The organism is Ruegeria sp. BB5 (assembly GCF_056539405.1).
Window position 1 is genome coordinate 77720 of the sequence record NZ_JBQFUX010000012.1, and the last position, 26574, is coordinate 104293.

Annotated in this window: 27 protein-coding genes and 1 riboswitch; of the genes, 15 read left to right on the forward strand and 12 right to left on the reverse strand. The window is 58.3% G+C overall.

Annotated elements, in window-relative coordinates:
- Positions 1–15: 15 nt before the first annotated feature.
- From trmB to miaB, 8 genes are all read right to left on the reverse strand, one after another.
- Positions 16–726: a tRNA (guanine(46)-N(7))-methyltransferase TrmB gene (gene trmB / locus ACR0DL_RS20095; protein ID WP_170378967.1), complete on the reverse strand. Its 711-nt coding sequence runs from the start codon at positions 724–726 to the stop codon at positions 16–18.
- 132 nt (positions 727–858) lie between these two features.
- The gene (metK, locus tag ACR0DL_RS20100; RefSeq protein ID WP_480690937.1) at positions 859–2040 is read right to left on the reverse strand and encodes a methionine adenosyltransferase; all 1182 of its coding nucleotides are present in this window, start codon (positions 2038–2040) and stop codon (positions 859–861) included.
- Between the two features lie 5 nt (positions 2041–2045).
- Positions 2046–2094: riboswitch (SAM-SAH riboswitch) on the reverse strand.
- 42 nt (positions 2095–2136) lie between these two features.
- Entirely contained in the window at positions 2137–3633 is a 1497-nt protein-coding gene (lnt, locus tag ACR0DL_RS20105; protein WP_480690939.1) for an apolipoprotein N-acyltransferase, read from the reverse strand.
- A complete protein-coding gene (locus ACR0DL_RS20110; protein ID WP_480690941.1) occupies positions 3630–4520 on the reverse strand; it encodes a hemolysin family protein in 891 nt (296 codons plus the stop codon). The genes lnt and ACR0DL_RS20110 overlap by 4 nt, the downstream gene beginning before the upstream one ends.
- Positions 4521–4555: 35 nt before the next feature.
- Positions 4556–5050 (reverse strand): rRNA maturation RNase YbeY, encoded by a 495-nt coding sequence (gene ybeY, locus ACR0DL_RS20115; RefSeq protein WP_480690943.1) that lies wholly within the window; start codon positions 5048–5050, stop codon positions 4556–4558.
- A 33-nt stretch (positions 5051–5083) separates the two neighbouring features.
- Complete coding sequence (locus ACR0DL_RS20120; RefSeq protein ID WP_170362451.1) at positions 5084–6106, reverse strand: PhoH family protein; 1023 nt, start codon at positions 6104–6106, stop codon at positions 5084–5086.
- 144 nt (positions 6107–6250) lie between these two features.
- Positions 6251–7015, reverse strand: a complete 765-nt coding sequence (locus ACR0DL_RS20125; RefSeq protein ID WP_170351772.1) for an outer membrane protein — start codon at positions 7013–7015, stop codon at positions 6251–6253.
- Positions 7016–7197: 182 nt separating this feature from the next.
- On the reverse strand, positions 7198–8517 hold the full coding sequence (gene miaB, locus ACR0DL_RS20130) for a tRNA (N6-isopentenyl adenosine(37)-C2)-methylthiotransferase MiaB (protein WP_480690945.1): 1320 nt from the start codon (positions 8515–8517) through the stop codon (positions 7198–7200).
- A 120-nt stretch (positions 8518–8637) separates the two neighbouring features.
- Here miaB and ACR0DL_RS20135 point away from each other — a divergent pair, with 120 nt between their 5' ends.
- Positions 8638–9501: a hypothetical protein gene (locus tag ACR0DL_RS20135; RefSeq protein WP_480690947.1), complete on the forward strand. Its 864-nt coding sequence runs from the start codon at positions 8638–8640 to the stop codon at positions 9499–9501.
- Positions 9502–9508: 7 nt separating this feature from the next.
- Here the strand turns inward: ACR0DL_RS20135 and ACR0DL_RS20140 are convergent, their stop codons facing one another.
- Positions 9509–10306, reverse strand: coding sequence for a phytanoyl-CoA dioxygenase family protein (locus tag ACR0DL_RS20140; RefSeq protein ID WP_170517688.1), 798 nt, complete (start codon positions 10304–10306; stop codon positions 9509–9511).
- A gap of 87 nt (positions 10307–10393) precedes the next feature.
- Between ACR0DL_RS20140 and ACR0DL_RS20145 the strand changes: the two genes are divergently transcribed.
- A complete protein-coding gene (locus tag ACR0DL_RS20145; protein ID WP_170351776.1) occupies positions 10394–11284 on the forward strand; it encodes a LysR family transcriptional regulator in 891 nt (296 codons plus the stop codon).
- 2 nt (positions 11285–11286) lie between these two features.
- On the opposite strand, the gene irrA is transcribed toward ACR0DL_RS20145, so the two are convergent.
- The gene (gene irrA, locus ACR0DL_RS20150; RefSeq protein ID WP_170351777.1) at positions 11287–11703 is read right to left on the reverse strand and encodes an iron response transcriptional regulator IrrA; all 417 of its coding nucleotides are present in this window, start codon (positions 11701–11703) and stop codon (positions 11287–11289) included.
- A gap of 188 nt (positions 11704–11891) precedes the next feature.
- On the opposite strand from irrA, the gene fabA reads away from it, so the two are divergent.
- Genes fabA through ACR0DL_RS20170 form a run of 4 tightly spaced genes read left to right on the forward strand, consistent with a single transcriptional unit; the run spans position 11892 to position 14704 of the window.
- On the forward strand, positions 11892–12401 hold the full coding sequence (gene fabA, locus ACR0DL_RS20155; protein WP_480690949.1) for a bifunctional 3-hydroxydecanoyl-ACP dehydratase/trans-2-decenoyl-ACP isomerase: 510 nt from the start codon (positions 11892–11894) through the stop codon (positions 12399–12401).
- A 31-nt stretch (positions 12402–12432) separates the two neighbouring features.
- Positions 12433–13662, forward strand: coding sequence for a beta-ketoacyl-ACP synthase I (gene fabB, locus ACR0DL_RS20160; RefSeq protein WP_170351778.1), 1230 nt, complete (start codon positions 12433–12435; stop codon positions 13660–13662).
- A 5-nt stretch (positions 13663–13667) separates the two neighbouring features.
- Complete coding sequence (locus ACR0DL_RS20165) at positions 13668–14459, forward strand: enoyl-ACP reductase FabI (RefSeq protein WP_170351779.1); 792 nt, start codon at positions 13668–13670, stop codon at positions 14457–14459.
- Between the two features lie 59 nt (positions 14460–14518).
- The gene (locus tag ACR0DL_RS20170; RefSeq protein ID WP_480690951.1) at positions 14519–14704 is read left to right on the forward strand and encodes a hypothetical protein; all 186 of its coding nucleotides are present in this window, start codon (positions 14519–14521) and stop codon (positions 14702–14704) included.
- Between the two features lie 23 nt (positions 14705–14727).
- Here ACR0DL_RS20170 and ACR0DL_RS20175 read toward each other — a convergent pair whose 3' ends face one another.
- Complete coding sequence (locus ACR0DL_RS20175; protein ID WP_170378947.1) at positions 14728–15156, reverse strand: FKBP-type peptidyl-prolyl cis-trans isomerase; 429 nt, start codon at positions 15154–15156, stop codon at positions 14728–14730.
- A 127-nt stretch (positions 15157–15283) separates the two neighbouring features.
- On the opposite strand from ACR0DL_RS20175, the gene ACR0DL_RS20180 reads away from it, so the two are divergent.
- The 9 genes from ACR0DL_RS20180 to ACR0DL_RS20220 all read left to right on the forward strand — a co-directional run bounded on the left by ACR0DL_RS20180 (position 15284) and on the right by ACR0DL_RS20220 (position 23456).
- A complete protein-coding gene (locus ACR0DL_RS20180; RefSeq protein ID WP_480690953.1) occupies positions 15284–15970 on the forward strand; it encodes a haloacid dehalogenase type II in 687 nt (228 codons plus the stop codon).
- Entirely contained in the window at positions 15970–16797 is an 828-nt protein-coding gene (locus ACR0DL_RS20185; protein WP_480690955.1) for an alpha/beta fold hydrolase, read from the forward strand. The genes ACR0DL_RS20180 and ACR0DL_RS20185 overlap by 1 nt, the downstream gene beginning before the upstream one ends.
- The gene (locus ACR0DL_RS20190; protein WP_480690957.1) at positions 16794–17768 is read left to right on the forward strand and encodes a threonine ammonia-lyase; all 975 of its coding nucleotides are present in this window, start codon (positions 16794–16796) and stop codon (positions 17766–17768) included. Before ACR0DL_RS20185 ends, ACR0DL_RS20190 begins: the two co-directional genes overlap by 4 nt.
- 59 nt (positions 17769–17827) lie before the next feature.
- A complete protein-coding gene (pcaD, locus tag ACR0DL_RS20195) occupies positions 17828–18616 on the forward strand; it encodes a 3-oxoadipate enol-lactonase (protein WP_425081441.1) in 789 nt (262 codons plus the stop codon).
- A gap of 12 nt (positions 18617–18628) precedes the next feature.
- Positions 18629–19351: an alpha/beta fold hydrolase gene (locus ACR0DL_RS20200; protein WP_480690959.1), complete on the forward strand. Its 723-nt coding sequence runs from the start codon at positions 18629–18631 to the stop codon at positions 19349–19351.
- 71 nt (positions 19352–19422) lie between these two features.
- Positions 19423–20622 (forward strand): TCR/Tet family MFS transporter, encoded by a 1200-nt coding sequence (locus ACR0DL_RS20205; protein WP_480690961.1) that lies wholly within the window; start codon positions 19423–19425, stop codon positions 20620–20622.
- 81 nt (positions 20623–20703) lie between these two features.
- Positions 20704–21798: a Zn-dependent alcohol dehydrogenase gene (locus tag ACR0DL_RS20210; RefSeq protein ID WP_480664274.1), complete on the forward strand. Its 1095-nt coding sequence runs from the start codon at positions 20704–20706 to the stop codon at positions 21796–21798.
- 24 nt (positions 21799–21822) lie between these two features.
- The gene (locus tag ACR0DL_RS20215) at positions 21823–23055 is read left to right on the forward strand and encodes a mandelate racemase/muconate lactonizing enzyme family protein (RefSeq protein ID WP_480690963.1); all 1233 of its coding nucleotides are present in this window, start codon (positions 21823–21825) and stop codon (positions 23053–23055) included.
- 113 nt (positions 23056–23168) lie between these two features.
- A complete protein-coding gene (locus ACR0DL_RS20220; RefSeq protein WP_170351829.1) occupies positions 23169–23456 on the forward strand; it encodes an ArsR/SmtB family transcription factor in 288 nt (95 codons plus the stop codon).
- Here the strand turns inward: ACR0DL_RS20220 and ACR0DL_RS20225 are convergent.
- A complete protein-coding gene (locus ACR0DL_RS20225; RefSeq protein WP_480691020.1) occupies positions 23453–26449 on the reverse strand; it encodes an ABC transporter transmembrane domain-containing protein in 2997 nt (998 codons plus the stop codon). The two genes, ACR0DL_RS20220 and ACR0DL_RS20225, sit on opposite strands and share 4 nt — an antisense overlap.
- Positions 26450–26574: the final 125 nt, after the last annotated feature.

The window sequence follows — 26574 nt, forward strand, 5'->3', positions numbered from 1 at the left end:
TTGGTCCAGCGGCAATCAGTCTTTGCGCCGGAAGGTCAGGTAATGTGGCGTCCGGCCTTCACGCAAAGCCTTTTGTTCATAGCGGGTGGAAATCCAGTCATCCCACGGTTCGCGCCAATCAGCGGGGCGTTCGGCCAGCCATTCAAACCCGGCACGTGGAACCTCCTCCAACGTCTGGCGGACGTAGTCGGGAATGTCGGTGGCAACGCGAAAAATCGAACCGGGCTTTAGCGTGCGGGCAAGTGGCTCCAGATGTTCCTGCGTCACAAAACGCCGACGGTGATGACGCGTCTTGGGCCATGGGTCAGGATACAAAAGAAACGCCCGTGAAATGCTGGCCTCGGGCAGCACATCGAACAAATCCCGCGCATCGCCGGGATGAACGGCCAGGTTTTCGACCCCGGCCTTGCGGATCTTGCCCAGCAACATGGCGACGCCGTTGATATACGGCTCGGCCCCAATGATACCGATATCGGGGTTGCTGGCGGCCTGATGGACTAGGTGCTCACCACCGCCAAAGCCGACCTCAAGCCAGACATCTTTACCGCCGAACAGTGCCTTTAGGTCCAGCGGATGACGTTCAGGATTCGCGTCCCAGTCCACTGCACCAGGCGACAAAGCATCGAGGTCTTCGTTCAGATACGTCTTTTGACTCTGCTTCAGGGCCTTGCCCTTAAAGCGGCCATAGAAGTTTCTGCGGGGGCGTTGGGGTGTCTGAGTGCTCATGGCGGTGCCCATACTGCGCAGGCGGGGTCAAAGCAAGGGGCGGTCGCGTCAGTTCTGCCGACACGCCGCCCCAAATTGCATTTCCTACAATAGAGCGCGCCCCCAAGGGCGCACCGTTTCATTGTGGAACGGTCAGACTGCCGACTTCAGAGCGTCGGTCAGATCCGTACGCTCCCAGCTGAAACCGCCATCCGCATCAGGCTGACGACCAAAGTGGCCATAGGCCGCCGTACGCTGGTAGATCGGCTTGTTCAGTTGCAGATGCTCACGAATACCGCGCGGTGTCAGATCCATCACCTTATCAACGGCTTTCTCGATATCCGCATTCTCCACCTGACCCGTTCCATGCGTATCCGCGTAGATCGACAGCGGCTTGGACACACCAATCGCATAGCTCAGCTGAATGGTGCAGCGCTCTGCCATGCCCGCAGCAACCACGTTCTTGGCCAGATAGCGCGCGGCATAAGCAGCCGAACGATCCACCTTGGTCGGGTCTTTGCCCGAAAACGCGCCGCCGCCATGCGGTGCGGCACCACCATAAGTGTCCACGATGATCTTACGCCCGGTCAGACCGGCGTCTCCATCAGGACCGCCAATCACGAACTTGCCGGTGGGATTCACGTGCCATTCGGTATCAGCGTTCAGCCAGCCGTCGGGCAGGGTTTCAGTGATATAAGGTTCGACAATGGCGCGGATGTCGTCCGAGCTCAGCAACTCATCCAAGTGCTGGGTCGACAGCACGATCGAGCTGACGCCGACCGGCTTGCCATCCCGATAGATCACGGACAGCTGCGATTTTGCATCCGGGCCCAGCGCGGGCTCAGACCCGTTCTTGCGCACCTCCGCCAAGCGCCGCAGGATCGCATGGGAATACTGGATCGGCGCGGGCATCAGCGCGGGGGTCTCGGTGGTGGCATAGCCGAACATGATGCCTTGGTCACCGGCGCCCTCGTCCTTGTTGTCCGAGGCATCCACACCCTGTGCGATATGGGCGGATTGTTCATGCAGCAGGTTCGTCACCTCGACGGTTTCATGGTGAAATTTGTCCTGCTCGTAACCGATATCCTTGATACAGGCGCGTGCGATCTCGTCGATGCGGCCCATATAGTCGTGCAGTTTTTCCTGATCAGACAGACCTACTTCGCCGCCAATGACGACACGGTCGGTGGTCGCAAAGGTTTCGCACGCCACGCGGGCTTCGGGTTCTTCGTTCAGAAATGCGTCAAGTACAGCATCCGAGATTCGGTCACAAACCTTATCCGGATGCCCTTCGGATACGGATTCCGAAGTAAAAGTGTAGTTCTGTCGGGACATGAAAGTGCTCCATTAAGATTTCCCCATCACGCCAGGAAGCCGTTGTGACGAGCATGCGAGGGGATACGCCCACACAAACACAGGGTCAATCGGTAATTATACATGCGCCCGCCGGGCGTTGCGCCAAAACAGCGCGAAGAGAGCCGCCAGTAGGACAAAGACCGGAACATCCCCATTCCTGGAGTACACCGTTGAGACAAACGGAGCAGGCAGATTTGCATCGAAAAATCCAGCCTGACCCAATGGAAGCGCCTGCGTGATGCGCCCCAAAGGGTCAATCATCGCCGACACGCCGGTATTGGCTGACCGCATCATCGGCAGGCCTTGCTCAATCGCGCGCATCTGAGCCTGGGCCAGATGCTGATAGGGTCCAGACCGTGTGCCGAACCACGCATCGTTGGTGATCTGCAACAGAAAATCCGCGCGCCCCGGCGCGGACAAAACATCCTGCGTGAACACGGCCTCATAACAGATCAACGGCAGCGCCTTACCCAGCTTGCCCGCATCCATCAAAGCTGCCCCGGGCCCAGCGCTGAACCCATTGCCGTTGGTCGCCGCCATGCCATAGATACCAAATTTTGCCATCACCTCGCCGAACGGTACATATTCCCCAAACGGGGCCAAGTGATGCTTGTCGTACAGACCCTGCTGCTGGCCCTTCTCATCCAGATAGATCATCGAGTTATAGATACGCGGTCCGTCACCACGCTGAATGCCCAGAAAAACCGGCGTGCCCTGCGCCGCATCGGCAATGGCATCCAGATAGGGCTGCGCGCTGCTCAGCCAGGCAGGTACCGAGGTTTCGGGCCAGACAATCAGATCGGGCCGAGGCTGCGCCGCAGTAAACTCTATCTGGCGTGCAAAGAACAAAGGCGCGTATTCGGGGTCCCATTTTTGATGTTGCGGCGCGTTCGGTTGGATCAGGCGCACGACATGATTGGTTTCCGTAACCGCCGGGCGCGCGGAGGCATAGCCCAGCGCCAAACAGGCCGCGCCTACTGTCAGTCCAAGCGGTAATGCAAATCCACCGCGTTGCGCCAGTGCCGCCCCCAAGGGCAACGTCGCCAACAGGGTCAATGCGCCCAAACCATAGGGTCCGACCAATGACAACAGCTGGGCCACCGGAGAGCCGACCCAAACCTGCGCCAGCCCCGCCCATGGAAATCCTGTCAGCACATAGCCGCGGGCCATTTCCGCCAGCGACACGGTCACAACCAGAAAAACAGCTTGTGTGATTGCGCCACCCGCAGGCCGCCGCGCGACCCGGAAGGCCAGCGCCCAGAACAATGCCAACCCTCCGGCCATGAAGATCAGGGCAAAGGGTGCCATCCAGGCGTGACGTTCCGCGTCCACCAAGAACGGCTCGACAATCCAGCTGAGACCATGTGCGAAATACCCGGTGGCAAAAGCCCAGCCCAGCCAGGCGGCCCTGCCCCTAGTCTCGGTTGACAGAAACAACGGCGCCAGCAGCACCAGAGCAACCAGCGTTGCCGCCCACACACCAAACGGGGCAAGGCCAAACGCCGCCAGCGCACCCAGCAGCGCCGCCAATGCACATTTCAGCCAAATGGACCAACCCTGTGCAGGGTTCATACAACGAGATCCGGCAACATAACGCGCAGACGCTTGATCCGGCGTGGATCGGCGTCGATCACCTCGAATTCAGGGCCTTCGGGATGCAAGACAACCTCACCCCGTGCGGGCACCCGGCCTGATAGCATAAAGACCAGACCGCCCAGAGTGTCGATCTCTTCCTCATCCACGTCCTCGTGACTGGTCAGCGAGCGCCCGATTTCAGCCTCGAACTCTTCCAACGGGACGCGGGCCTGAACGATGTAACAACCCGGCTTGTCCTGAACCCAAAGCTGATCTTCATCCGCGTCATGTTCATCCGCGATTTCACCCACGACCTGTTCGATCAGATCCTCAATCGTCAGCAGCCCGTCGACACCACCATATTCGTCGATCACCAACGCCATATGGCGACGTTCCGTCTGCATCTTGGTCAGCAGAACCCCAATCGGCATCGAAGGCGGAACGAACAGCAACGTCCGCAGCATCTTGACCAGATCGAATTCACTGGACCCACCGTTGAATCCGTGGGTTAGGGCAAAGTCCTTTAGGTGGACGAACCCCAAAGGCGTGTCCAGCGTGCCCTCATACACCGGAATCCGCGACAGACCGCTTTCGCGGAACACCTTCGCCAGCTCATCCTTGGTAATTGTTGAAGGAACCGAGATGATCTCGGCCGTTGGGATGGCCACGTCCTCAACCCGCATCCGCCGCAGGTTGATCATGCCGCGCGGCTGTGCCTTGTCGACCTCATGACCGTTGGTCACCTGGCTTTTCTCATCCTCGCCCTGCGGCGAAAACGCATCCACTATTCGAGAAAAGAAACCGGCTTTCTCTTTACTATCTTCACCGCTGTTCCTGGTTTGCGCGCCCTGCGCCGCCATAGAACTGCCGTCTGTCTCGCCCATAATCCTATTCCAAATAATCGGCCTTGATGGCCCGTCTACATATTATATGGGTCATCGATACCCATTTTGCCAAGTATAGCGACCTCAACCGTTTCCATCAAAGTGGCGTCGGTGTCACGAATGTGATCATAGCCCAGCAGATGCAAGGTCCCGTGAATGATCAGGTGCATGACGTGATCATTCATTGATTTCCCTGCCTCATCCGCCTCGCGCGCGCAGGTGTCGTAGGCAATCGCAATGTCCCCCAACGGGATTTCACCGGTGAAATCCGGCTCAGGCGGCGTCGGGCTCTGCCCGGGTTCCTCGGCTGCCAAATCCTCGGCGGGCCAGCTGAGCACATTGGTCGGTGTGGGCTTTTCCCGAAACTCCGCATTCAGTTCGGCGATGTGCGCATCATCACAGGCCAAAAGGCTGACTTCACACAGGTCAGCGTCCAAACCGCAATAGTCCAACACCGCCTGAATAGCGCGCATGGCCAAGGGCTCCAGCCCCTGCCAACGTGCGTCTTCAATTGTCAGTTCAAGGTTCATATCACCACGCCCAAAGCCTACGGCCTTGGACGACTACCCCGTCTCACGGCCCGAGTCGGCCTCATACGCTTCGATAATGGCGGCGACAAGCGGGTGGCGGACCACATCCTTCGAGGTGAAATAGTTAAAGCTGATATTTGGGATCGTTTTCAGCAATCGCTCCGCGTCTTGCAGCCCCGACTGAACCCCGCGCGGCAGGTCGACTTGCGAGCGGTCACCTGTGATCACCATGCGACTGCCCTCACCCAGACGGGTCAGGAACATTTTCATCTGCATGGTCGTAGCATTCTGCGCTTCATCCAACACCACAAACGCATTGGCCAGGGTTCGCCCGCGCATGAAGGCCAGAGGAGCAATTTCGATTCGTTTTTCCTCGATCAGCTTGGCCAGTTGTTTGCCGGGCAAAAAGTCATTCAGCGCGTCATACAACGGCTGCATGTACGGATCGACCTTGTCTTTCATGTCACCGGGCAGATAGCCCAACTTTTCACCGGCCTCGACCGCGGGGCGGCTGAGGATAATTCGATCCACATGCCCACCGATAAACATCGACACGCCAGCGGCAACAGCCAGGTAGGTCTTACCCGTGCCTGCGGGACCGATCCCAAACGCAAGTTCATTTTGGAACAGCGACTGAACATAGGCCTTTTGCGCGTCTGTGCGCGGCTCGACCAGCTTTTTGCGGGTCTTGATCTCAACCGTGCCGCCCTTGAACATCTCAAGCTGATCACCGTCGCGGCTGCCGGTTTCTTGTTCCGATCCGCCCATCCGCAATTCGCGATCCACATCGGCGGCCTCGACGTCGCGCCCACCTTCCAGACGGGTGTAAAGGGCCTGCAGCACCTCTATCGCCTGCTTCTGAGCGTCTTCGTCACCCATGACAACCAACTGATTGCCACGGCGCACGATCTGGACAGACAGCTTCGTTTCGATTTCGGTCAGGTTGCGGTCATACTCGCCGCACAAATCAATCAACAACCGATTGTCAGGGAATTCAACAAACGCCTCACTTTGGGGCATGTCATCTTGCGGTGGGGTAAGGGCACCGATGGCCAATCCGTTCTCCTGTCTTGGCGTTTATACCCTGAGCGTAGACAACATTTCTCGGTGGGCGCAAGCCACAGTTTCAATTTTTCCCAAACAGATGGTAAAACCGCCGAAATCAGACGCAGCCGAGCACCACCCCAATCGCGGACAGCTTCAGAAGGTGTAATTCAATCCAAAACGCAAACCACGGTAGCGAGGGGTGGATTTTGTTGAGAACCCGTTGTCGAATTCAACCTCGCGCGAGTCGAATTGCACGTATTCAAACTCACCCGTGATCGACCAGTTGTCGTTCAGACTGTGTTCTGCACCGATACTGGCTGAAAACCCATTTCGAGAGTCACTGTCTTCAAAGGATTGAACCGTGCCGCCCGTGGACAGGCTGCTTGACGTTGTGATGTCACCCTGCACGTACCCGACCGAGACAAAATACAGAACGGTGCCGCTCTTGTTGGTCAAACCATTGCGAAAACGTAGGGAAATAATGTCCGAAACCTCAGATCCGCCAGTAACAGCTACAGTGCCAATATCCATCGACACCTCATCGTCGATCTTTCCGAAGTCATAGCCGAGTTCGAACCCATAAACATAATCCCGGCCGCCGATTGCCGGCAGAACACCACGCCAACCGCCACGGATACCACCGTAGCCGCCACTCAGGTCCAGCTCTCCGATTTCGAAAAGATCCGTCTGGGTACGCAGTCCGAATCGGTCCGTGCCACCCGATGCATAGGCCCCGCTCAGGCCCAGATAGAACGCGCTAACGTCGCTGCCCAAACGCTTGGGACTGACAACCGGGGGATCCGTCACCCCCTGTTCAAGGTTACCCGCCACCGTTGCGCTGGAAAAAAGTGAAAGCACCAGCACCGCCGGAAAAACAAACCGGCCGTTTGGCCCAAAGAAACGTGTTAGGAATTTCACTCGTACCCTCCATCGTCCTGGCCCGAAAACAGGGTCAGCACCGACCTGAATTTTAGGAAACAGAAACCCTTTTCCCCAAATACGTCCGGCTTTTGTCCGAACATAGTTACCGGCGATAAATCAAGGGTTAATTTTTGGAACAATTACCCACTATGGCTTTCAAACAGCACTTTGGGGGGGCATCAGATCAGCTCACCGGCCAGCGAATTTGCCCCTGAGGCGGTGATTTCAACACCTCGCAATTCTCCGACCGCGACATCGGCGTCAGACACGTGAACCGAATGTAAATACTCGGATTTCCCGACCATCTGGCCTGGCAGCCGTCCAGATTTTTCAAACAGAACCTTAACCTTGCGCCCTACCATTGCGTCCTGAATTTCCCGCTGATGCCGCGTGATCAGGGCCTGCAGACGCTGAAGACGGTCATCCGCCGCATGAGGATCAACCTGAGGCCGCTCGGCTGCAGGCGTTCCCGGACGTGTCGAGTATTTGAAGGAATAGGCATAGCCGTATTTGACCTCTTCCACCAAATCCATGGTGGCCTGGAAATCCTCTTCGGTCTCTTCAGGGAAGCCAACGATGAAGTCCCCAGACATCACGATATCGGGCCGCGCAGCGCGGATACGTTCGATCAGGCGCAGATAGCTTTCGGCGGTGTGGCTGCGGTTCATGCGTTTGAGGATTCGGTCCGAGCCTGACTGTACCGGCAGATGCAGATACGGCATAAGCTTCTCGCAGGTTCCGTGCGCCTCGATCAGGTCGTCGGCCATGTCATTGGGGTGCGAGGTGGTAAAGCGGATGCGCTCCAACCCATCAACCTTGTTCAACTCCCAAATCAGCCCGGCCAGTGTCATGTCTCCGTTTGCACCAGCCCCGTGATAGGCGTTGACGTTCTGACCTAACAGAGTGATCTCACGCACACCGCGTTCAACCAGATCTTGCGCCTCGCGGATAATACGATCTGCGGGTCGGCTGACTTCGGCACCGCGGGTATATGGCACCACGCAAAAGGCACAGAACTTGTCACAGCCTTCCTGCACGGTCAGAAACGCCGTCGGGCCACGCTTGGCCTTGGGACGGTTTTTGAGCTTTTCGAACTTGTCCTCTTCGGGGAAGTCCGTGTCCAGCGCCTTGGCACCGGTGCGCGTCTTCGCCTCCATCTCGGGCAGGCGGTGATAGCTTTGCGGCCCCACAACCAGATCGACCAGAGGCTGACGGCGCATAATCTCATCGCCCTCGGCCTGTGCCACACACCCCGCCACACCGATCTTGAGGTCAGGCTTTTCCGCTTTTAGGCCCTTAAACCTGCCAAGTTCGGAATAGACCTTTTCGGCTGCCTTTTCCCTGATATGGCAGGTGTTCAGCAAGATCATGTCGGCATCATCGGGGCTTTGCGTTTCCACATAGCCCTGCCCACCCAGCGTCTCGGACATGCGTTCGCTGTCGTAGACGTTCATCTGGCAACCGTAGGTTTTGATATACAGCTTTTTGGGTTCCGACATGGGTATGGCCTTTGCGCTGACGGGATCGGCGTCATCTATACCCTACGAACGCCGCTTGCAATGCCGGGGCGGATACCCGATTTTGACAGCAGATTCCAGCAAAGTGGAACCGGACAGGCAATGCAATACGACTCTCTCGACGATTTCCTCACCTCAGGCAAATCCGCCCTGGCCAAGGGCCCTGTCGCGCTGATCTTTGTTGAAGACAATGTCGAGGTCGACAGCACGCTCCGGCACCATCTGCATCTGGGCTTTAAGTCCGTGATTGCCTTCATGCCGCAGGATTTCGCACTGGGTTCTGAATTGTCTGACCGCATCCACAGGGTCACCCTGACCTGCGTACCCAGCACAGTTGCATTCGACACAATCAACAGGATCCTTCAGGCCGCGCCGGGTATCTGGATGTATTACTGCTATAACGCCGAGTACCTGTTCTTTCCGTTTTGCGAGACCCGCACGGTGGGCGAATTGCTGGCCTTCCACGCCGAGGAACGCCGCGACGCGATGCTCAGCCATGTCGTCGACCTTTATGCTGATGACCTGAACACGTTTCCAAACGGCGTCGCCCCGGATCACGCCATGCTGGACAGCACAGGGTATTACGCCCACACCCGCCATGACGCCGAAGGCCACCCGATCGAGAGGCAGCTCGACATGTCCGGCGGCCTGCGCTGGCGGTTCGAAGATCACATCCCCTATGAGCGCCGCCGCATCGACCGGATTGCTCTGTTCAAATCGCGCAAGGGGCTGGAATTGCGGCCCGACCACACCTTTAACGAGCCGGAATACAACACCTATTCCTGCCCTTGGCATCACAATATGACGGCAGCCGTGTGTTCGTTCCGCGCCGCCAAAGCGTTGAAGACCAACGCCGGGTCCACCTTCGACATTCCAAGTTTCTGTTGGCACAACTCGGTGCCATTTCAGTGGAAATCCGGCCAATTGCTCGAACTCGGACTGATCGAATCGGGCCAGTGGTTTTGAGCTCGCTCTAGCGTCGTAGCAGCACCGGGAACCAGTCCTCGCGCAGGCGTTGACCGGGCGTCATGTCATGGCCAGGGTACGGCGGTGAAGTCCGGCCTGGACGCTCCACATACCGTGCATCATCCCCGACCAAACGCAGCGAAAACGCCCGACGGCGGCTGTCTGATTGGTTACCGCGCGCGCCGTGCAGCGTGCGATAATTGAACGCCACTGCATCACCCGGCTCCATTTCGAATTCCACAACCTTCATGCCCTCGGCATCCGGGTCCGGAACGGGAATGTACTGGCCTTCGTCGGGGAAGAACCCTTCTTCCGATACCCAGCGGGTCGGCAACACCTCTTTCTCCCAACGGTGTGACCCCGCCACGCAGCGCAGCGTCGCTTTTTTAACCGGGTCGAGCGGCGACCAGAAGCTGATGGTCTGCTGCCCCTCGACAAAGTAATATGGACCATCCTGATGCCACGGTGTCGCCATTGAGGTACCGGGCTCTTTGACCAGAACGTGATCGTGAAACATCTGCACGGTTTGGGACTGCATCAGATCCGCTGCAACCTCGGCCACCGGAGAGTTTTCGATTACATCCCGGAACTGATCAATCCGCGACCAGTTGCAGTAATCGTCAAAGAACAGACCGGTCTCGCCCTGTTTCTTGTTTTCTGACGCGTACGGGCCGGGTTCGGCCATATTCGCGGCAACGCCTTCGCGCAGCGTTTCGACGTGCCCGGTATAAAGCCCCCTGATCAGGACCACGCCGTCCTGCTGGAAAGTGTCGATCATCTCTTGCGTGACCAGAGGGTGCGTCATGTCAGTCTCCGTGCCGTAGGGTTGTGTGATCTGCACATGACAAAGTCCTCTGTTCAAGTAATATCTTTCAAAGGTAGACTTAACTTCATGTTATATATTTCCCTGCGCCAATATGAATATGTCTGCGCCATCGGGCGGCATGGCAGCCTGTCCGCCGCCGCACTGCACCTGAATGTCTCGCAACCTGCGCTGTCCAACGCGTTGACGCGGGTCGAGGAACAGCTGGGTTATCCCCTTTTCGCCCGCAGGCGCGGAGCAGCCATGGCGCTGACACCACAGGGCCGCAGTTTCATCGATGAGGCCGAGGCGCTGCTGGCCAGTGCCGCCCGGTTGGAAAATGCCACTGATAGAGATGTGGGTAAGACGCGGTTGCGGCTGGGGTGTTTTGTTGATCTGGCGCCCTTCCTGCTTTCACGCGCCTTGCGCCAGTTGCGTGTGCAGATGCCGGACGTTGCAATCACCTACAGGGTGGACAGTTTCGAAGGGCTGATCTCGGGCCTGATTGACGGGCGGATTGACCTTGCCCTGACCTATGGGCTCAGCATGGATGCAGGTTTTACCCAGCAGACGCTGTTCACAAGCACGCCGCATGCTCTGCTGGCGCCGGATCATCCCTTGGCCGCACACAGCGACGTTTCCCTTCAGGACCTGGCGGCCTACCCGCTGATCCTGTCAGAGGAAGGGTTGTCGGCACAGCATGTATTGGGGCTGTTTCGCCAGATCGGGGAAAACCCAACGGTCGCACATCGCGCGGCCTCGTTGGAAATTCAGCGCAGCCTTGCGGCACATGGCGAAGGGGTTGCGATCAGCTATGCCAATCCCCCCGCCCATACCAGTTATGATGGGATGCCCTTGCTAAGCCTGCCCGTTTCGGACCCATTTACGGCAGAACCCGTGGTGCTGGCACGACATGGCACTGGCCCCTCGGACACGCAGATTGCGACCGCCGAGCAGGCCCTATCTGATCTAAAACCGTAAGATTATTTTTTTCGCAGGCGGATCACGACGTCGACCGATGCGATTTCAACCCCTTCGGGTGCCTCGGGTAAGCGCTGAATCACCAATTGATCCGAGGGCGCATCGCTTAGGCGGCTTTCATCCTCCCAGAAAAAGTGGGGGTGATCATGGGTGTTGGTGTCGAAATAGCTTTTAGACCCATCCACCGTGATTTCCTGCAGCACCCCGGCGTCGCAAAACGCGCGCAGGGTGTTGTAAACGGTCGCAAGCGAAACAGCATCGCCGTTCTTCTTGGCCGCATCAAACAGGCTTTCGGCTGTGACATGACGATGTTTACCGTCGCCCACCAGCAATTCGGCCAAGGCAACGCGCTGACGCGTCGGGCGTAATCCTGCGTCAACCAACCAGGAAGTCGCTATGTTTTGGCTCTGAGGTGTCATGAATCCGATACCTGTTCTTTTCTGAACTATATATAAGTGTTCCGGCCAGGCAATTTCAAATGAAATTCATTCGCAAAGAATGCCCTGAACACAACATGATGTGGGCGACCGCTCTTGCAGGACCTTGCATACGGGTGCTAGGTGAGGCCAGATTAGATAAACGGACCCCTGGCAGGAGAGGCGGCAGAATGGCCCAATTCCCGAGCAGCTTTGACAAAGACGATCTGCTGAAATGCGCCCGTGGCGAGTTATTCGGCCCCGGTAACGCGCAGCTACCTGCTCCGCCGATGCTGATGATGGACCGCATCACCGACATTTCGGAAGATGGCGGTGCGCACGGAAAAGGCCATGTGCTGGCCGAATTCGATATTACCCCGGACCTGTGGTTCTTTGACTGCCACTTCCCCGGCAACCCAATCATGCCTGGATGTCTTGGGCTGGACGGTCTGTGGCAGCTTACCGGCTTCAACCTGGGCTGGCGTGGCTGGAAGGGGCGCGGCATGGCCGTGGGCGTGGGCGAGGTCAAACTGACCGGCATGGTGCGCCCGGACCGGAAAATGCTGACCTACAAGATTGATTTCAAGAAAGCGATCCAGACTCGCCGTCTGACGATGGGCGTGGCAGATGGTATCGTCGAAGCGGACGGCGAAATGATTTACGACGTCAAAGATATGAAAGTCGTTCTGTCCGAAGCCTAAGCCGGACTGGCTTGAAATAAGGAGCACGCACATGCGTCGAGTAGTTGTCACCGGTCTGGGGGTTGTCTCTTCCATCGGGAACAATGCCGAAGAGGTTCTGGCCTCACTCAAGGCCGGTAAATCCGGCATAGTGGCCAATGAGCAGATGGTCGAACATGGCTTTCGCAGCCAAATCGCCGGATCGCTGGATATTGATGTATCCGAGCATGTAGACAAGCGCACCCTGCGCTTCATGGGGCCCGGCGCGGCCTATGCCCATATTGCCATGACCCAGGCAATTGCAGATTCAGGCCTGACCGAGGATCAGGTTCAAAACCCACGCACCGGGCTTGTCGCCGGATCGGGCGGCCCGTCGACCAGCGCCATGCTGACCGCGCATCAGACGGTGCTGAAAACCGGCGCAACCAAGCGCATCGGCCCCTTTGCGGTTCCGAAATGCATGTGTTCGACGATTTCCGCGAACTTGGCAACCGCGTTTAAGATCAAGGGCATCAACTATTCGATCACCTCGGCCTGTTCGACCTCGTTGCATTGCATCGGCAACGCGGCCGAACAGATCATGCTGGGCAAACAGGACGTTATGTTCGCCGGCGGCGGTGAAGAACTAGACTGGACCCTATCCTGCCTGTTCGACGCGATGGGCGCGATGTCCTCGAAATACAACGACTCGCCCGACAAAGCCTCGCGCGCGTTCGACCAGAATCGCGACGGGTTCGTGATTTCGGGCGGCGGCGGCATCGTCGTGCTTGAGGATCTGGAGCACGCGCTGGCCCGCGGCGCCAAGATTTATGCCGAAGTGACCGGCTATGCCGCGACCTCGGACGGCCACGACATGGTAGCCCCGTCTGGTGAGGGTGGCGAGCGCGCGATGCGTCTAGCCCTGTCGACACTTCCCGAAGGCCGCAAGGTCGGATACATCAACGCCCACGGCACCTCGACCCCGGTCGGCGACGTGGGTGAGGTTGAGGCCGTGCGCCGTATCTTTGGCGAAGGCAACGTGCCCCCGATTTCATCGACCAAGTCGATGACGGGCCACGCACAGGGTGCCGCAGGCGCGCTTGAGGCGGTGTTCTGCCTGCTGATGCTGCACCATGATTTCATTACTCCGTCGATCAATGTCGACACACTTGCCGAAGGCATCCTGCCCGGTGAAATTGCAACTCAAGTAGTTGAAAACGCAGGCTTGGACAGCGTGATGACCAACAGCTTCGGCTTTGGTGGCACCAACGGGTCCATGGTTCTGTCAAAGTATAACGGGTGAATACGATGTCGGATACTCTCAAGGGCAAACGCGGCCTGATCATGGGCGTGGCAAATGACCGCTCGATTGCATGGGGCATTGCCAAGGCCATGCACGAAGCCGGCGCAGAACTGGCGTTCACCTATCAGGGCGAAGCGTTCGGTAAGCGGCTGGAGCCATTGGCGCAAAGCCTGGGCAGCGATTTCATGGTGGATGCGGATGTCACCGACGACGAATCTTTGGACCGTGCTTTCGATGAGCTGGGCGCGCGCTGGCCTAGCATCGACTTCGTAGTTCACGCGATCGCCTATTCGGATAAATCCGAACTGACCGGCCGGTTTCTAAACACCACGCGGGCGAATTTCAAACACTCCATGGATGTGTCTGCCTATTCGTTTATCGAGGTTGCGCGCCGCGCTTACCCGTTGATGAAGGACAATGGCGGTTCACTGCTGACGCTGACCTATCAGGGTTCGAACCGGGTCGTGCCGAACTACAACGTCATGGGCGTGGCCAAGGCGGCGCTGGAATCGGCGACCCGCTATCTGGCCAATGATCTGGGCCCCGAAGGCATCCGAGTGAACGCCATCTCACCCGGCCCAATGAAAACGCTGGCAGGTGCGGCCATCGGCGGTGCGCGCAAGACCTACAAGTTCTGCGATCAGAACGCACCGATGCGCGCGAACGCAACGCTCGAAGCCGTCGGTGGCACCGCAGTTTACCTGACTTCGGACGCTGGGGCCTGCACTTCGGGTGAGATCATTCGGGTAGACGGAGGGTTCCACGTTCTGGGCATGCCACAACCCGATCACATGTGACCTGATCTTTCCCTGTCCGCGCCAAGATTTAACCATCTTTTCCGGGCAGTGATAGCGGCATGAGCAAAGCAGAACAAATCATCGCCACCACCACACGGGCATCCCGGCGCAAATCGGGTTTTCTGGGGCAACGCGGCCGGATCGCATTGCTGGCCCTGACCACGCTGCTGATGCTGTTTGTGTTCTTCACACAGGCAGAAGTCCGCACCACTCTCACAACCTGGACCAGCCTGATTTCAGGCTGATCCATCACGCTGGCCCACGGTTGTCAGTTGATAGAAACAACCTCGATATCAAAAATCAGATCCTGCCCGGCCAACGGGTGATTGGCGTCCAGCGTGACGGTTGCGTCATCCACCTCCACCACCGTCACAGGTAGTGCCTGCCCATCCGGTGTTTGCATCTGTAGCTGAGTGCCAGGCTCAAGCGGGATGTCATCCGGTATCCCTTCGCGCGGGATCTGCTGCCGCATCGCCGGATTGATCGGGCCATAGGCATCCACGCAGGCAATCTCGACCCGTTTTTTCTCACCCGTTGTCAGGCCGGGCATAGCCGTATCCAGACCGGGAATGATTTGACCGGACCCAACCACAAATTCCAGCGGGTCGCGCCCTTCGGAACTGTCGAACACGTTTCCGTCCAGCAAAGTACCCTTGTAATGGATGCGAACCGTGTCGCCTTGTTTGATCTCGGTCATAGGTGGCCTCCGGCCGTTAAGAAATTGAGCGGCCAACCCTAGGGGGTAACGCGCTATTGTAAACCCTCCCCCCTTTTGTGCCTGCACCACTTGTGCCAACCTGCGCGCGAATGAGGGAGGGGAATTGATGCCGATCACCACTTGCGTATTCGATGCCTATGGCACGCTGTTCGACGTTGCCGCCGCCGCGCGGCAAGCCGCATCCGAGCCCGGGTTCGAGAAGCTGCAACAGAAATGGCCCGAATTGGCAAATCATTGGCGGCTGAAACAGTTACAATACACTTGGCTGCGCGCGATCACCGATGCCCATGCCGATTTCTGGGATGTCACGCAAGACGGGCTGGACTGGGCGTTGGACGCCACCGGGCTTGAGGGCGATCCCACCCTGCGCCAACGTCTGCTGGACCTGTATTGGGAATTGCAGGCCTATCCGGAAGTGCCCCAGATGCTGACCGCCCTGAAAGAGGGCGGTCTGAACACCGCGATTCTGTCCAACGGGTCGCCGCCCATGCTGGATGGTGCGGTGCAATCGGCAGGAATCGGCGGCGTACTGGACGACGTGCTGTCAGTCGAAAGTGTTGGCGTCTTCAAACCTCATTCCAGTGTTTACGATCTGGTGCAGCAGCGTTTCGACTGTGCCCGTAACGAGGTACTTTTTGTCAGCTCGAACGGGTGGGACGCCGCCGGGGCCAGCGGGTACGGGTTCGTAACCGCCTGGGTTAATCGTGCAGATGAGCCAATGGATCGCTTGCCATGGACGCCCGCACATGTTCTGTCCGACCTGACAACGATCCCTCAACTGGCCGGAGTTTAATGGCTTTTTTCACCACGTCTGATGACAGGCGCCTTTTCTTCGATGACATCGGTGCCGGTACTCCGGTGCTGTGCCTTGCTGGGCTGACCCGCAACAGCCAGGATTTCGCGTTCCTGGCGCCACATATCACCGATGTGCGGATGATCACGATGGATTACCGGGGGCGCGGGCAATCGGATCATGACCCGGACTACATGAACTATAACATCGTTCGCGAATCCCTTGATGTGATCGAACTGCTGGATCATCTCAGATTGGACCGTGCGGTTGTCTTAGGCACTTCGCGCGGTGGGTTGATTGCCATGGCGCTGGCCGTCAGTCATCCCGAACGGCTGTCCGGGGTGATCCTGAATGATGTCGGCCCTGTGATCGACCCTGTAGGTATTGCCAAGATCATGGATTATGTAGGCAAACAGCCGACTTCAAAAACCTATGACGAGGCCGCGAAAATCTTACAGCAGGTGATGGAACAGCAATTCCCCGGGGTTTCGCTGGACATGTGGCGGCAGCAGGCGGAAATCCAATACGAACTGACCGACGATGGCCTGACGTTGCGCTATGATCCGGCCTTGCGCACTGCATTACTGGAACAAGCCGCTGCGGGCAAATTTCCGGATTTGTGGATGTTCTTCGAAGCTTTGCGCGATGTTCCGACAGGTGTCATTCGAGGCGCAAATTCGGATGTTCTCGGCAAGGATACGCTGGTCGAGATGCACAAACGTCACCCCGATCTTATCTCGGCAGAAATACCGGATCGCGGCCATGTGCCGTTTCTGGACGAACCGCAGTCTTTAGCCCTTATGCGCAAAGTATTGGATACCGTATGAGCACTTTGGAGATGATCGAAGCCGCCGCCGATCGGCTGCGGGGTCACGTTCGGGAAACACCGCTGCTCACCTCGCCGTTTCTGGATGACCTGGCCGGTCGTCGGGTGCTGGTAAAGCCCGAATGTCTGCAACATACGGGCAGCTTCAAGTTCCGTGGCGCGTGGTCGGCGATCTCGGCGCTGAATGCACAGGACCGACAGCGCGGCGTGATCGCCTATTCCTCGGGCAATCACGCGCAGGGCGTGGCTTTGGCGGCAGCACGGCACGGCATTTCGTCAGTGATCATCATGCCCTCGGACGCGCCCCAGTTGAAGATCAACAACACGCGCGCACTGGGGGGCGAGGTCGTCCTGTATGATCGCGCAAACGAAAGCCGCGAAGAGATTGGCGAATCCCTGGCCACCGAACGCGGCCTGACCCTGATCCGCCCTTATGATGAACCGCAGGTAATCGCCGGTCAGGGCACCACCGGGCTGGAGCTTGTTCGGCAGGCCGCCGAAATGGGCGTTAAGCAAGGCGATGTTTTGGTCTGCTGCGGTGGCGGCGGGCTGAGTTCAGGGATCGCGCTGGCGTTGGAAGGTCACGCACCCGGTCTGCGCGCCCGCCCCTGTGAGCCCGAAGGGTTCGACGACGTCAAACGCTCATTGGCCAGCGGTCAGATTCAGGCCAATGCTGAAACTGCGGGCAATATCTGTGACGCGATCCTGACGCCGCAGCCCGGGCAGATTACCTTTCCAATTCTCAGCCGCTTGTGCGGTCCGGGCCTGTCGGTCACTGAAGAGGAAGCCATGCGTGCGATGGCTCTGGCCTTTCTGCGTTTGAAAATCGTGCTAGAACCGGGCGGCGCGGTATCGTTGGCTTCTGCCCTTTTCCGCAAGGAAAAAATCGAAGGCGACGCGGTGATCGTCGTGGCCTCGGGGGGCAATGTGGACCCGGAAGTCTTTGGAAAAGCGCTGGAATTCCTGACCTGACATTGATCAATGTTTGGGTCAACCTGATTCCTTAAAGTATGACGACAGGGGATTGTGTCATGCAGATCGCAGATATTGGAGAAGTGCAGCTGCACTATCGCGTCGATGGTGATCCAAACGGCGCGCCCATTGTTTTTGCCAACTCGCTAGGAACCGACTTGCGTCTTTGGGACGCGATGCTGCCGCATCTGCCTGCCGGTTTACGGATCATTCGCTATGACAAGCGCGGGCATGGCCTGTCGTCACAACCGCCCGCCCCGTATTCCATGGGCGCGCTAGTGCGCGATGCCGAGGCATTGCTGGATCTGTTGGACGTTCGCGATTGCGTCTTTGTCGGCCTGTCCATCGGCGGTTTGATTGCGCAGGGATTGGCGGTAAAGCGTATGGATCAAATCCGCGCGCTGGTCCTGTCGAACACCGCCGCCAAGATCGGCATCCCTTCAATCTGGCAGGACCGTATGGATGCGGTGCGCCAAGGCGGTATCGAAGCGCTGGCCGATGCGACGATGGAACGGTGGTTTTCCAAAAGTTTCCGCTCAGAGCCGGAACACTTGCTGTGGCGCAACATGATGGTGCGACAGCCCGTTGACGGTTATCTAGGTTGCTGCGCGGCGATTTCGGGCACGGATTTCTACACCCCCACCAGCGGTTTGCGCCTGCCGACGCTGGGCATTGCCGGCAGCGAGGACGGCTCGACCCCTCCGGATCTGGTGCGCGAAACCGTTGAACTTATCCCTGGCTCGAAATTCGAATTGATGCGCCGGGCCGGTCACCTGCCTTGTGTTGAACAACCGGCGGAATACGCCGCCCTGCTGCGTAATTTTCTGACCGATATTGGACATATTTGAAGGAGCACTGTTTTGGCAGATTTTCTGTTGATCCATGGATCGTGTCATGGCGCATGGTGCTGGCGTGATGTCATTCCCGCCCTGACGGCACTGGGTCACACGGCGCGCGCAATTGACCTGCCCAGCCACGGCTCGGACCCGACACCGATTGTCGATGTCACGCTGGACAGTTGCCGCGATGCAGTTCTTTCGGCTTCGACTCCGAAAACGATCCTCGTTGGCCATTCCTGGGGCGGCTATCCAATCAGCGCCGCCGCCGAGGCGGCTCCGAACGCAATGCGGGCCCTGATCTATCTGTGCGCATATGTTCCGCAAGACGGCCTTTCGATGATTGAGATGCGCAAAAGGGCACCGCGCCAACTGGTCGTTGATGCCGTCGAAAAATCCACCGATTGCCTGTCCTACACGTTCAGGCCAGACATGGTGCAAGATTTGTTTTATCACGATTGCGCACCTGAAACCCTACCCTATGCCCTTGCGCGCATGTGCCCTCAGCCCATCGCACCGCAGGAAACCCCGCTGTTCGTTGCAGATAATTTCGCGCGCGTCCCCAAGGCTTACATCACCGCGACGGACGACCATACGATCCCAAGGGAATACGAAGAACAGATGAGCCACGTCGCGCCCGAAGGTTTGCGGACATCGATCAACAGTTCGCATTCTCCGTTCTTCTCTCATCCCCGCCTTCTGTCCGAAATCCTGGATGATCTGGAACAAAAATTACCGGCGGCATGACCTGACGTTACAGGTGCTTCACAGGTGAACGAAGCGTGATAGGGTCCGGGCGAATCTCGCGAGCGGTTTCTATGCGTCTACCTTTTCTCTTCGTACTCGGCACGGTGATGATCGACGCCATGGGCATCGGTCTGGTATTGCCCATCATGCCTGAGCTGATCATCGAGGTTCAGAGCGGCACTTTGGCCGACGCAGCGATCTGGGGCGGTGTGCTCAGCACCGCCTTTGCCGCGATGCAATTCGTATTTGGGCCAATTCTGGGCAACCTATCCGACGCCTATGGCCGGCGCACTGTGCTGTTGGTGTCCTTGTTCGTCATGTCGCTGGACTATGTGGTGATGGCGATTGCCGGCAGCATCTGGTTGCTGTTGGTCGGGCGCATCGTGGGTGGCATCACCGCGGCCACCCATGCCACGGCGGCGGCGTTCATGGCTGATGTCTCGAAACCGCACGAAAAGGCGGCGAATTTTGGCCTGCTGGGTGCCGCCTTCGGGGTGGGGTTTGTGCTGGGCCCAGTTATCGGTGGGTTGCTGAGCGAATACGGAACCCGCGCGCCTTTTTGGGCGGCAGCCGCCTTGTCTGCGCTGACTTTTCTGGCGGGCCTTCTGGTCATGCCGGAAACGGTGACCGACAAAACCCGCCGGGCCTTCAGCCTGCGCCGCGCCAATCCGGTCAATTCTTTGCGTGCCATCGCATCCTTACCCGGCATCCGCCCGATGCTGTGGGTCTATTTCCTCTACTCGGTGTCCATCTACGTTTACCCCGCAATCTGGGCCTATTTCACAACCGAGCGCTTTGGCTGGTCACCTCAAATGATCGGTCTGTCACTGGGCGTGTACGGGATCGGCATGGCCGCTGTACAAGGTGGCCTGATCCGCCCCGCGACCCGGTACTTGGGTGAGAGGGTAACGATCATCTACGGTATGGCTTTCGAAGTGGTCAGCTTTCTGCTGTTGGCTTTCCTGACCAATGGCTTCATCGCTCTGATGCTGATCCCGATTACCGCAGTCGGTGCGGTGGTGACCCCTGCCCTGCAGGCCCTGACATCCCGCGCAACCCCGGATTCGCAACAAGGTGAGTTGCAGGGTGTGCTGACCTCGCTGCACGCGCTGTCGATGGTGATTTCGCCACTGGTGATGACTAGCGTGTTCGCTCATTTTGCCAATCCTGACGCGGCGATCTACCTGCCCGGCGCGCCATTCCTGCTGGCCCTGGTTTTGATGGTCGTCGGATTTGCCTTATTTTTGCGATCGCGCCCTGTCGTGGCGTAACAACGACGCCTGGATGACGGTTTCCGTCTTGCGACATGCAGTTTCCCGCGCCACCGTGATCAAAAGGGAGTGAAGGACCACATGCAAACCATCAAAGCCGCCGTCTGCCGGGCGTTTGACGAACCTCTGGTCATCGAAGACGTCTTGCTGGCACCGCCGGGCGCGGGCGAGGTCGAAGTGACACTTGAGGCCGTGGCGATCTGCCATTCCGATATCACCTTTGCTAGCGGGGCATGGGGTGGGCATTTGCCTGCCGTCTATGGCCACGAAGCCGCCGGAGTGATCACCGCGATTGGCAACGAGGCCGGGGGTTTCAAGGTTGGCGACCCAGTAGTTGTTACCCTAATCCGCGCCTGCGGGTCCTGCCCGTCTTGCGCAGGCGGCCAGCCAACCATCTGCGAAACGCCTTACGACACCGTCAAAGGACCGTTGCAGACAGTGGACGGTGGTCCCTTAGATCAGGCGATGGCTTGCGGTGCCTTTGCCGAAAAGGTTGTCGTCAGCCACCGGCAAATCGTGAAACTTCCTGCTGAGATGCCGAAAGACGTGGCCAGCCTCCTGTCCTGCGGAGTGATTACCGGGGTTGGTGCGGCGGTGAATGCCGCGAAGCTACGCCCTGGTCAGGATGTGGTGGTCATCGGCGCGGGTGGTGTCGGGTTAAACGCCATTCAGGGGGCCCGTATCGCTGGGGCCCGTCGGATTGTGGCCGTCGACATGACCGAGGAAAAGCTGGACATCGCCATGGAATTTGGCGCGACGCATGGCGTGCTGGCCAGTCAGGATCAACCGTGGAAAGCCGCCTTCAAGGCACTGGGTGGGCGCGGCGCGGATGCGGTTCTGATCACCGTCGGTGCAATTCCGGCCTATGATCAGGCCCCGCGTTATTTGGGTCGGGGCGGCCGGGCGATCATGATCGGCATGCCGCATTCGGGCGATATGTCCAGCTATGAACCAGTGGTTCTGGCCGCGCTGGGTCAGGGCATGGTGGGTTCGAAAATGGGCGACGTGGTCATTCAGCGCGATATCCCGTGGATGATCGACCTGTATAAACAGGGGAGGCTGAAACTGGACGAGCTGATCTCGGGCCGGTGGTCCCTGGATCAGATCAACGAGGCAATCGAAGACACCAAAACCGGATCCGCCAAGCGCAACGTGATCCTGTTCGACAGGGGCTGACGCCATCCAAGGGGAGGACACCGGATGAAACTGCAGGACCTCGACATCATCGTTACCGCCCCACCTGCGCCGGGCTGGGGTGGACGGTACTGGATTTTAGTCAAAGTGACGACAGATACCGGGATCACCGGCTGGGGGGAATGTTATGCTTCATCCGTCGGTCCCGACGCGATGCAGCACGTGATCCGGGACGTGTTCGAACGGCATATGCTGGGCGAAAATCCCGAAAACATCGAGTTGATGTTCCGCCGTGCCTATTCCAGCGGCTTTACTCAGCGTCCCGATCTGACTGTCATGGGCGCGTTTTCGGGGCTTGAAATTGCCTGTTGGGACATTCTGGGCAAGGATCGTAACCGCCCGGTCTATGCCTTACTGGGTGGGGTGATGAACCAGCGCATCCGGGCCTACACCTACCTTTACCCCCTGCCGCAACATGATCTGTCCGATTTCTGGACTTCACCCGATCAGGCCGGTGAGTGCGCGGCCGAGATGGTACGGCGGGGATTCACCGCGGTGAAATTCGACCCGGCAGGCCCTTACACGATCCGCGGCGGGCATATGCCTGCGATGTCCGATATCTCAATGTCGGTCGCGTTCTGCAAAGCGATCCGCGAAGCCGTGGGGGACAGGGCCGACCTGCTATTTGGCACCCATGGTCAGTTCAACACCGCAGGCGCAATCCGGTTGGGTCAGGCGTTGGAACCCTACTCTCCGCTGTGGTTCGAAGAACCCACCCCCCCCGACATGATCGAGGATATGGCCCGCGTCGCCCGCAACGTCCGCATCCCTGTCGCGACCGGAGAACGTATGACCACCAAGGCCGAATTCGGCGCGGTACTGCGTGCCGGGGCTGCCGAAATCCTGCAACCCGCCCTTGGCCGCGCTGGTGGCATATGGGAGATGAAGAAGGTCGCTGCCATGGCCGAGGTGTTCAATGCCCAAATGGCACCGCATCTATATGCCGGACCAATCGAGTGGGCCGCAAATATCCATCTGGCCGCGTCGATCCCAAATCTGTTGCTGCTGGAGACCATCGAAACGCCTTTCCACGATCAGCTGATCAAAGGCACTTTGCGTGTCGATGATGGTTTCGTGACCGCCCCAACCACACCCGGCCTTGGGATCGAGGTGGACGAGGACCTGGCCCGTGCGCATCCCTACACCAGCGACGGGCTACATTTGCAAATGCAGGAAGAACCTTGCGACTATGTCAATGGCAACGCCTTTCAAGGGGGTGCGCCAGCGACCGAGGGGTGACAACCAAACCGGTTTCAGGGCATATTGGTCCAACCATATTGCGAACAAACAGGCTGCGTGTGACCCCCAAAGCCCAAGACACCGAAGGCGCACATTCTGAAAACCCCGCGGACATGAAAGAAAGCGCCGCGCGGGCTGCGGCGTTTCTGAAAACACTGGCCCATGAAGGCCGGCTCATGATCCTGTGCCATCTGGGCGACGGCGAAAAATCAGTGGGTGAGTTAGAGGACCTGCTGCAAATCCGGCAGGCCGCCGTCAGCCAGATGCTGGCCCGGTTGCGGCAGGAACGGCTGGTGTCCACGCGAAGAGACGGCAAGACCATCTATTACTCGCTGCAGGACGGCAACACCGCGCAGGTCATCGGGCTGCTTTACGAATTGTTCTGTAAGCCCAAGATCTAGTTCGAAACGTACCCAGCGATCACCTGCATCAGCTTGAATGCGGTAGCGGCATCGTTTTCGACCACCGCCAGGAATTCCTCTTCCCCGATCCGCAAGCAGGACAGTTCCGTCTCGGCAATCATGCTCAGGGCGCGGGGCTCCTTGCGGATCAGCCCCAGTTCCCCCACCAGTGCCCCCGGCCCCACTTTTGTGATCAGTTGATCCGGGCCTTCAATCTGCGGCAGGTACAGCCCGGCCTCGCCTTCAAGCACCACATAGGCCCCATCGGTGGGTTGGTCATCTTTCAGAAACACAACCTCGCCCGGCTTGGCATCGAACCAGCGCGCACCAAAGGCCAGCAGGCGCAACTGCCTGCGGTCAAGACCGGAAAACAGCGGCGTCTGTTCCAATGCGCGCAGCTTGCGCGCCAGATCGGCTGAGGCGGCGCTATCCTCTTCCACGGCATCATACCCTCCGTCCGAGACCACACGACCTTGCCGGATTTCGACAAACATGTCGAATACATCCGGATTTTCGAACTGGTCGTTCAGATAGATAACTGTCGTGTCGGGCAGCAACTGACGCAGGTTTTTGTAAACAGCAACTTGTGTCGCCATGTCATAGCTGGCGAGCGCGTTTTCCAGGATCAGGATGTCCGGCTTTTTGATCGTCGCGCGGGTAAAGGCCAGTGGTTCGGCAAAAACGGCAGGCAAGTTCTGACCACCGATTGCGACCGGGACGTCATAAATCAGTTCGACCACCAGCGGGCGCGCGCCATTTTCGTCCAGCACATCGACAATCAGCTTACGCGCCTCGTCCGAACGACCGCCCCCGATCTGACTGACTTTGCCGAACAGGGCGTTTTCCATAACGGTCAGACCCGGCGCAAATGCCGTTTTGTCCAGCGAGACGAAAACGTCATGCAACCGCCCCAGCAATTTCTCGGAATGGCTGTGACGTAGTTCGAGGATTCGGTTCTTTAACTCATCGGTAAAGGCAGGCCCAATCTGTTCCGCCGAAATCACGAATGGCACCGCCAGCAGATTGGCCAGTTGTTCGTCATCCAGACCGGATACGCCCTCATTCCTGGTCCGCTCGACCAGTTCCAGCGCGGCCTCATAGGTTTGCGCCTCAAGTCCCAGCTTGCGGAACAGCGGGTGGTCGGTGCCGTCCAGACCAAAGATCTGACGCAGCATCTCGATCACATCGCGGGTCAGACCAACCAGTGTTTCGTCCAACCCCAACTCGCGCAGTTGTCCCAAAAAGACGGTTTGACGCGCCAGCAATTCCTGCGTGACCGGCACACGCGGCGTGGCGAACAGCAGGTTTTCCACCACCGGCAAGGCCGGGTTGTAAGTATCGCGATCAAACACCAAAGCTTGTTGCTCCAGCCCAGCCTTTTGCACTGCCTGCTGGACCAAGGGGCGCAGCTCGACCAGTTTGCTGGCCAATTCCGGGTGTTCAACCGGATCAAACACTTGCTCTGATCCACGCTGGAACAAAGCCGCCCCCGACCCCATGCCGTCAATCAGGTGCAACCACCAATCGCGCAGCGCGTCGGGGCTGTCCAACCCAGCCTGAGACGGGTCAAGCCACTCGGCATCATACGGATCGGCGCTGTTGCCTGCGCGTTGGGTCTCAGCAAAATCAGGGTCGTCGGACTGCGTTGTCAGCGGCCTCTGACGCATCGGCATCATCACATTGTCGCCCAACGTCCCCTGAAACATAACTGGGCGTGACGAGGCGTAGCCGATGCGCGCGGCCACCACACTTTGATGCAGGTTCGACAGGTTTTCGCCACCAATCTCGACCCGACCCGCGCTGGGCAGAATTTCCCGCGTCAGCAACTCAGCAACGGCGCGCCGGTCCTCTTCGCTGGGGGCCGCAATCCCAACAGTTTGTCCGCCCTTAAAGGTAAGGTTCAGATCATCCAAAACCTGATTGCCATCCATATCCCGAACCGAGACCCGATCCAGCGCGATATCCCCATTCAGATGTGGTCGCGTTTCGGGCTCGCCTTCGAACAGCTTTTCATCGGGCATTCCTGGCGGGGCAAAACGTTCGATCACCACGTCCCAGCGCAGCGACATGTCCTGCGTCTGGTTGTAGTAGGTCAGCAGCTCTTTCCAGGGCGAGCTCAGGTCCTTATACGCCGCCAACGCCGCCACCAGCGCCCCCAATGAGACCGAGCCCTGCAACACCAGAAGGCCGCCAATCAAATAGAACATGAACGGCGTCAGTTGCGAGATGAAGTTGTTGATGAACTTCATAAAGAACTTTTTCTGGTAGATCTCGAAGCGAATGCCATACAGCCGCCCCAATTGATCCGAGATCATCGCCCGGCGATAACGCCAGCCGCCATTGGCACGCAAGGTCGAAGCCCCGGCCGCATTCTCTCCAATCTGCGCGGCCAGCACGCGAACTTCCTGAATGCGTTTCTTGTTCAGTAAGTTGATCTGACGCTGCAGCTTGGGAATCAGCCACGCCTGCAGCGGTATCAAGGCCACAGCGGCCAGCCCGAACCAGACGCTTTGCAGGAACAGGAACGACAGGATCGTGATCATCTGTCCCGCCTGCAGAACCGGCTGGCTGATCGCATCGCCCATAAGCCCACCCATAGGCTCGCTTTCGGCGGTGATCATCGACACCATTTCGCCCTGGCTGACCCGCTCGAAATACGGTTGGGGGAAACGCAGGGCGCGGTTGATCAGCTGATAGCGGAACCGGCGCAGCATCCGTTCGCTCAGCACACCCTTCATGGTGTTGATGCGCATCTTCATCAGGCCATGCGCCAGCACCGCCAGTAAGAACGCGCCGCACAGAATAATCAGGAATGTGGTTTGCGGTACCTGATACCCCAGAACATCCACAATCGGGCTGGCTGCACCAATGGCATCGTTGATAATGCGCTTGGGCAATTCCAGTGTCAGATACAGCAGCGGGAACAGCGTTGACGTCACGGCCAGCAGAATTAGCTGATCGCGTTTTGAGTACTTCCAAATAAACCGGAAAATCGAACGTTCTATGGATCCTGCCCCTGTTTTGAATCACCGATCCGATCTTGAAGAAATTGCGGCGCATCCAACACGCTGAATTTACAGCATTCGTGACCACTGACGCAAATAGTTTCCAGTTTGCA

Bases quoted from the DNA above. Each gene is read 5' to 3' on its own strand.
- trmB (WP_170378967.1), bottom strand. From the start codon at position 726: ATGAGCACTCAGACACCCCAACGCCCCCGCAGAAACTTCTATGGCCGC.
- metK (WP_480690937.1), bottom strand. From the start codon at position 2,040: ATGTCCCGACAGAACTACACTTTTACTTCGGAATCCGTATCCGAAGGG.
- lnt (WP_480690939.1), bottom strand. From the start codon at position 3,633: ATGAACCCTGCACAGGGTTGGTCCATTTGGCTGAAATGTGCATTGGCG.
- ACR0DL_RS20110 (WP_480690941.1), bottom strand. From the start codon at position 4,520: ATGGGCGAGACAGACGGCAGTTCTATGGCGGCGCAGGGCGCGCAAACC.
- ybeY (WP_480690943.1), bottom strand. From the start codon at position 5,050: ATGAACCTTGAACTGACAATTGAAGACGCACGTTGGCAGGGGCTGGAG.
- miaB (WP_480690945.1), bottom strand. From the start codon at position 8,517: ATGTCGGAACCCAAAAAGCTGTATATCAAAACCTACGGTTGCCAGATG.
- ACR0DL_RS20135 (WP_480690947.1), top strand. From the start codon at position 8,638: ATGCAATACGACTCTCTCGACGATTTCCTCACCTCAGGCAAATCCGCC.
- ACR0DL_RS20140 (WP_170517688.1), bottom strand. From the start codon at position 10,306: ATGACGCACCCTCTGGTCACGCAAGAGATGATCGACACTTTCCAGCAG.
- ACR0DL_RS20145 (WP_170351776.1), top strand. From the start codon at position 10,394: ATGTTATATATTTCCCTGCGCCAATATGAATATGTCTGCGCCATCGGG.
- irrA (WP_170351777.1), bottom strand. From the start codon at position 11,703: ATGACACCTCAGAGCCAAAACATAGCGACTTCCTGGTTGGTTGACGCA.
- fabA (WP_480690949.1), top strand. From the start codon at position 11,892: ATGGCCCAATTCCCGAGCAGCTTTGACAAAGACGATCTGCTGAAATGC.
- fabB (WP_170351778.1), top strand. From the start codon at position 12,433: ATGCGTCGAGTAGTTGTCACCGGTCTGGGGGTTGTCTCTTCCATCGGG.
- ACR0DL_RS20165 (WP_170351779.1), top strand. From the start codon at position 13,668: ATGTCGGATACTCTCAAGGGCAAACGCGGCCTGATCATGGGCGTGGCA.
- ACR0DL_RS20170 (WP_480690951.1), top strand. From the start codon at position 14,519: ATGAGCAAAGCAGAACAAATCATCGCCACCACCACACGGGCATCCCGG.
- ACR0DL_RS20175 (WP_170378947.1), bottom strand. From the start codon at position 15,156: ATGACCGAGATCAAACAAGGCGACACGGTTCGCATCCATTACAAGGGT.
- ACR0DL_RS20180 (WP_480690953.1), top strand. From the start codon at position 15,284: ATGCCGATCACCACTTGCGTATTCGATGCCTATGGCACGCTGTTCGAC.
- ACR0DL_RS20185 (WP_480690955.1), top strand. From the start codon at position 15,970: ATGGCTTTTTTCACCACGTCTGATGACAGGCGCCTTTTCTTCGATGAC.
- ACR0DL_RS20190 (WP_480690957.1), top strand. From the start codon at position 16,794: ATGAGCACTTTGGAGATGATCGAAGCCGCCGCCGATCGGCTGCGGGGT.
- pcaD (WP_425081441.1), top strand. From the start codon at position 17,828: ATGCAGATCGCAGATATTGGAGAAGTGCAGCTGCACTATCGCGTCGAT.
- ACR0DL_RS20205 (WP_480690961.1), top strand. From the start codon at position 19,423: ATGCGTCTACCTTTTCTCTTCGTACTCGGCACGGTGATGATCGACGCC.
- ACR0DL_RS20210 (WP_480664274.1), top strand. From the start codon at position 20,704: ATGCAAACCATCAAAGCCGCCGTCTGCCGGGCGTTTGACGAACCTCTG.
- ACR0DL_RS20215 (WP_480690963.1), top strand. From the start codon at position 21,823: ATGAAACTGCAGGACCTCGACATCATCGTTACCGCCCCACCTGCGCCG.
- ACR0DL_RS20220 (WP_170351829.1), top strand. From the start codon at position 23,169: ATGAAAGAAAGCGCCGCGCGGGCTGCGGCGTTTCTGAAAACACTGGCC.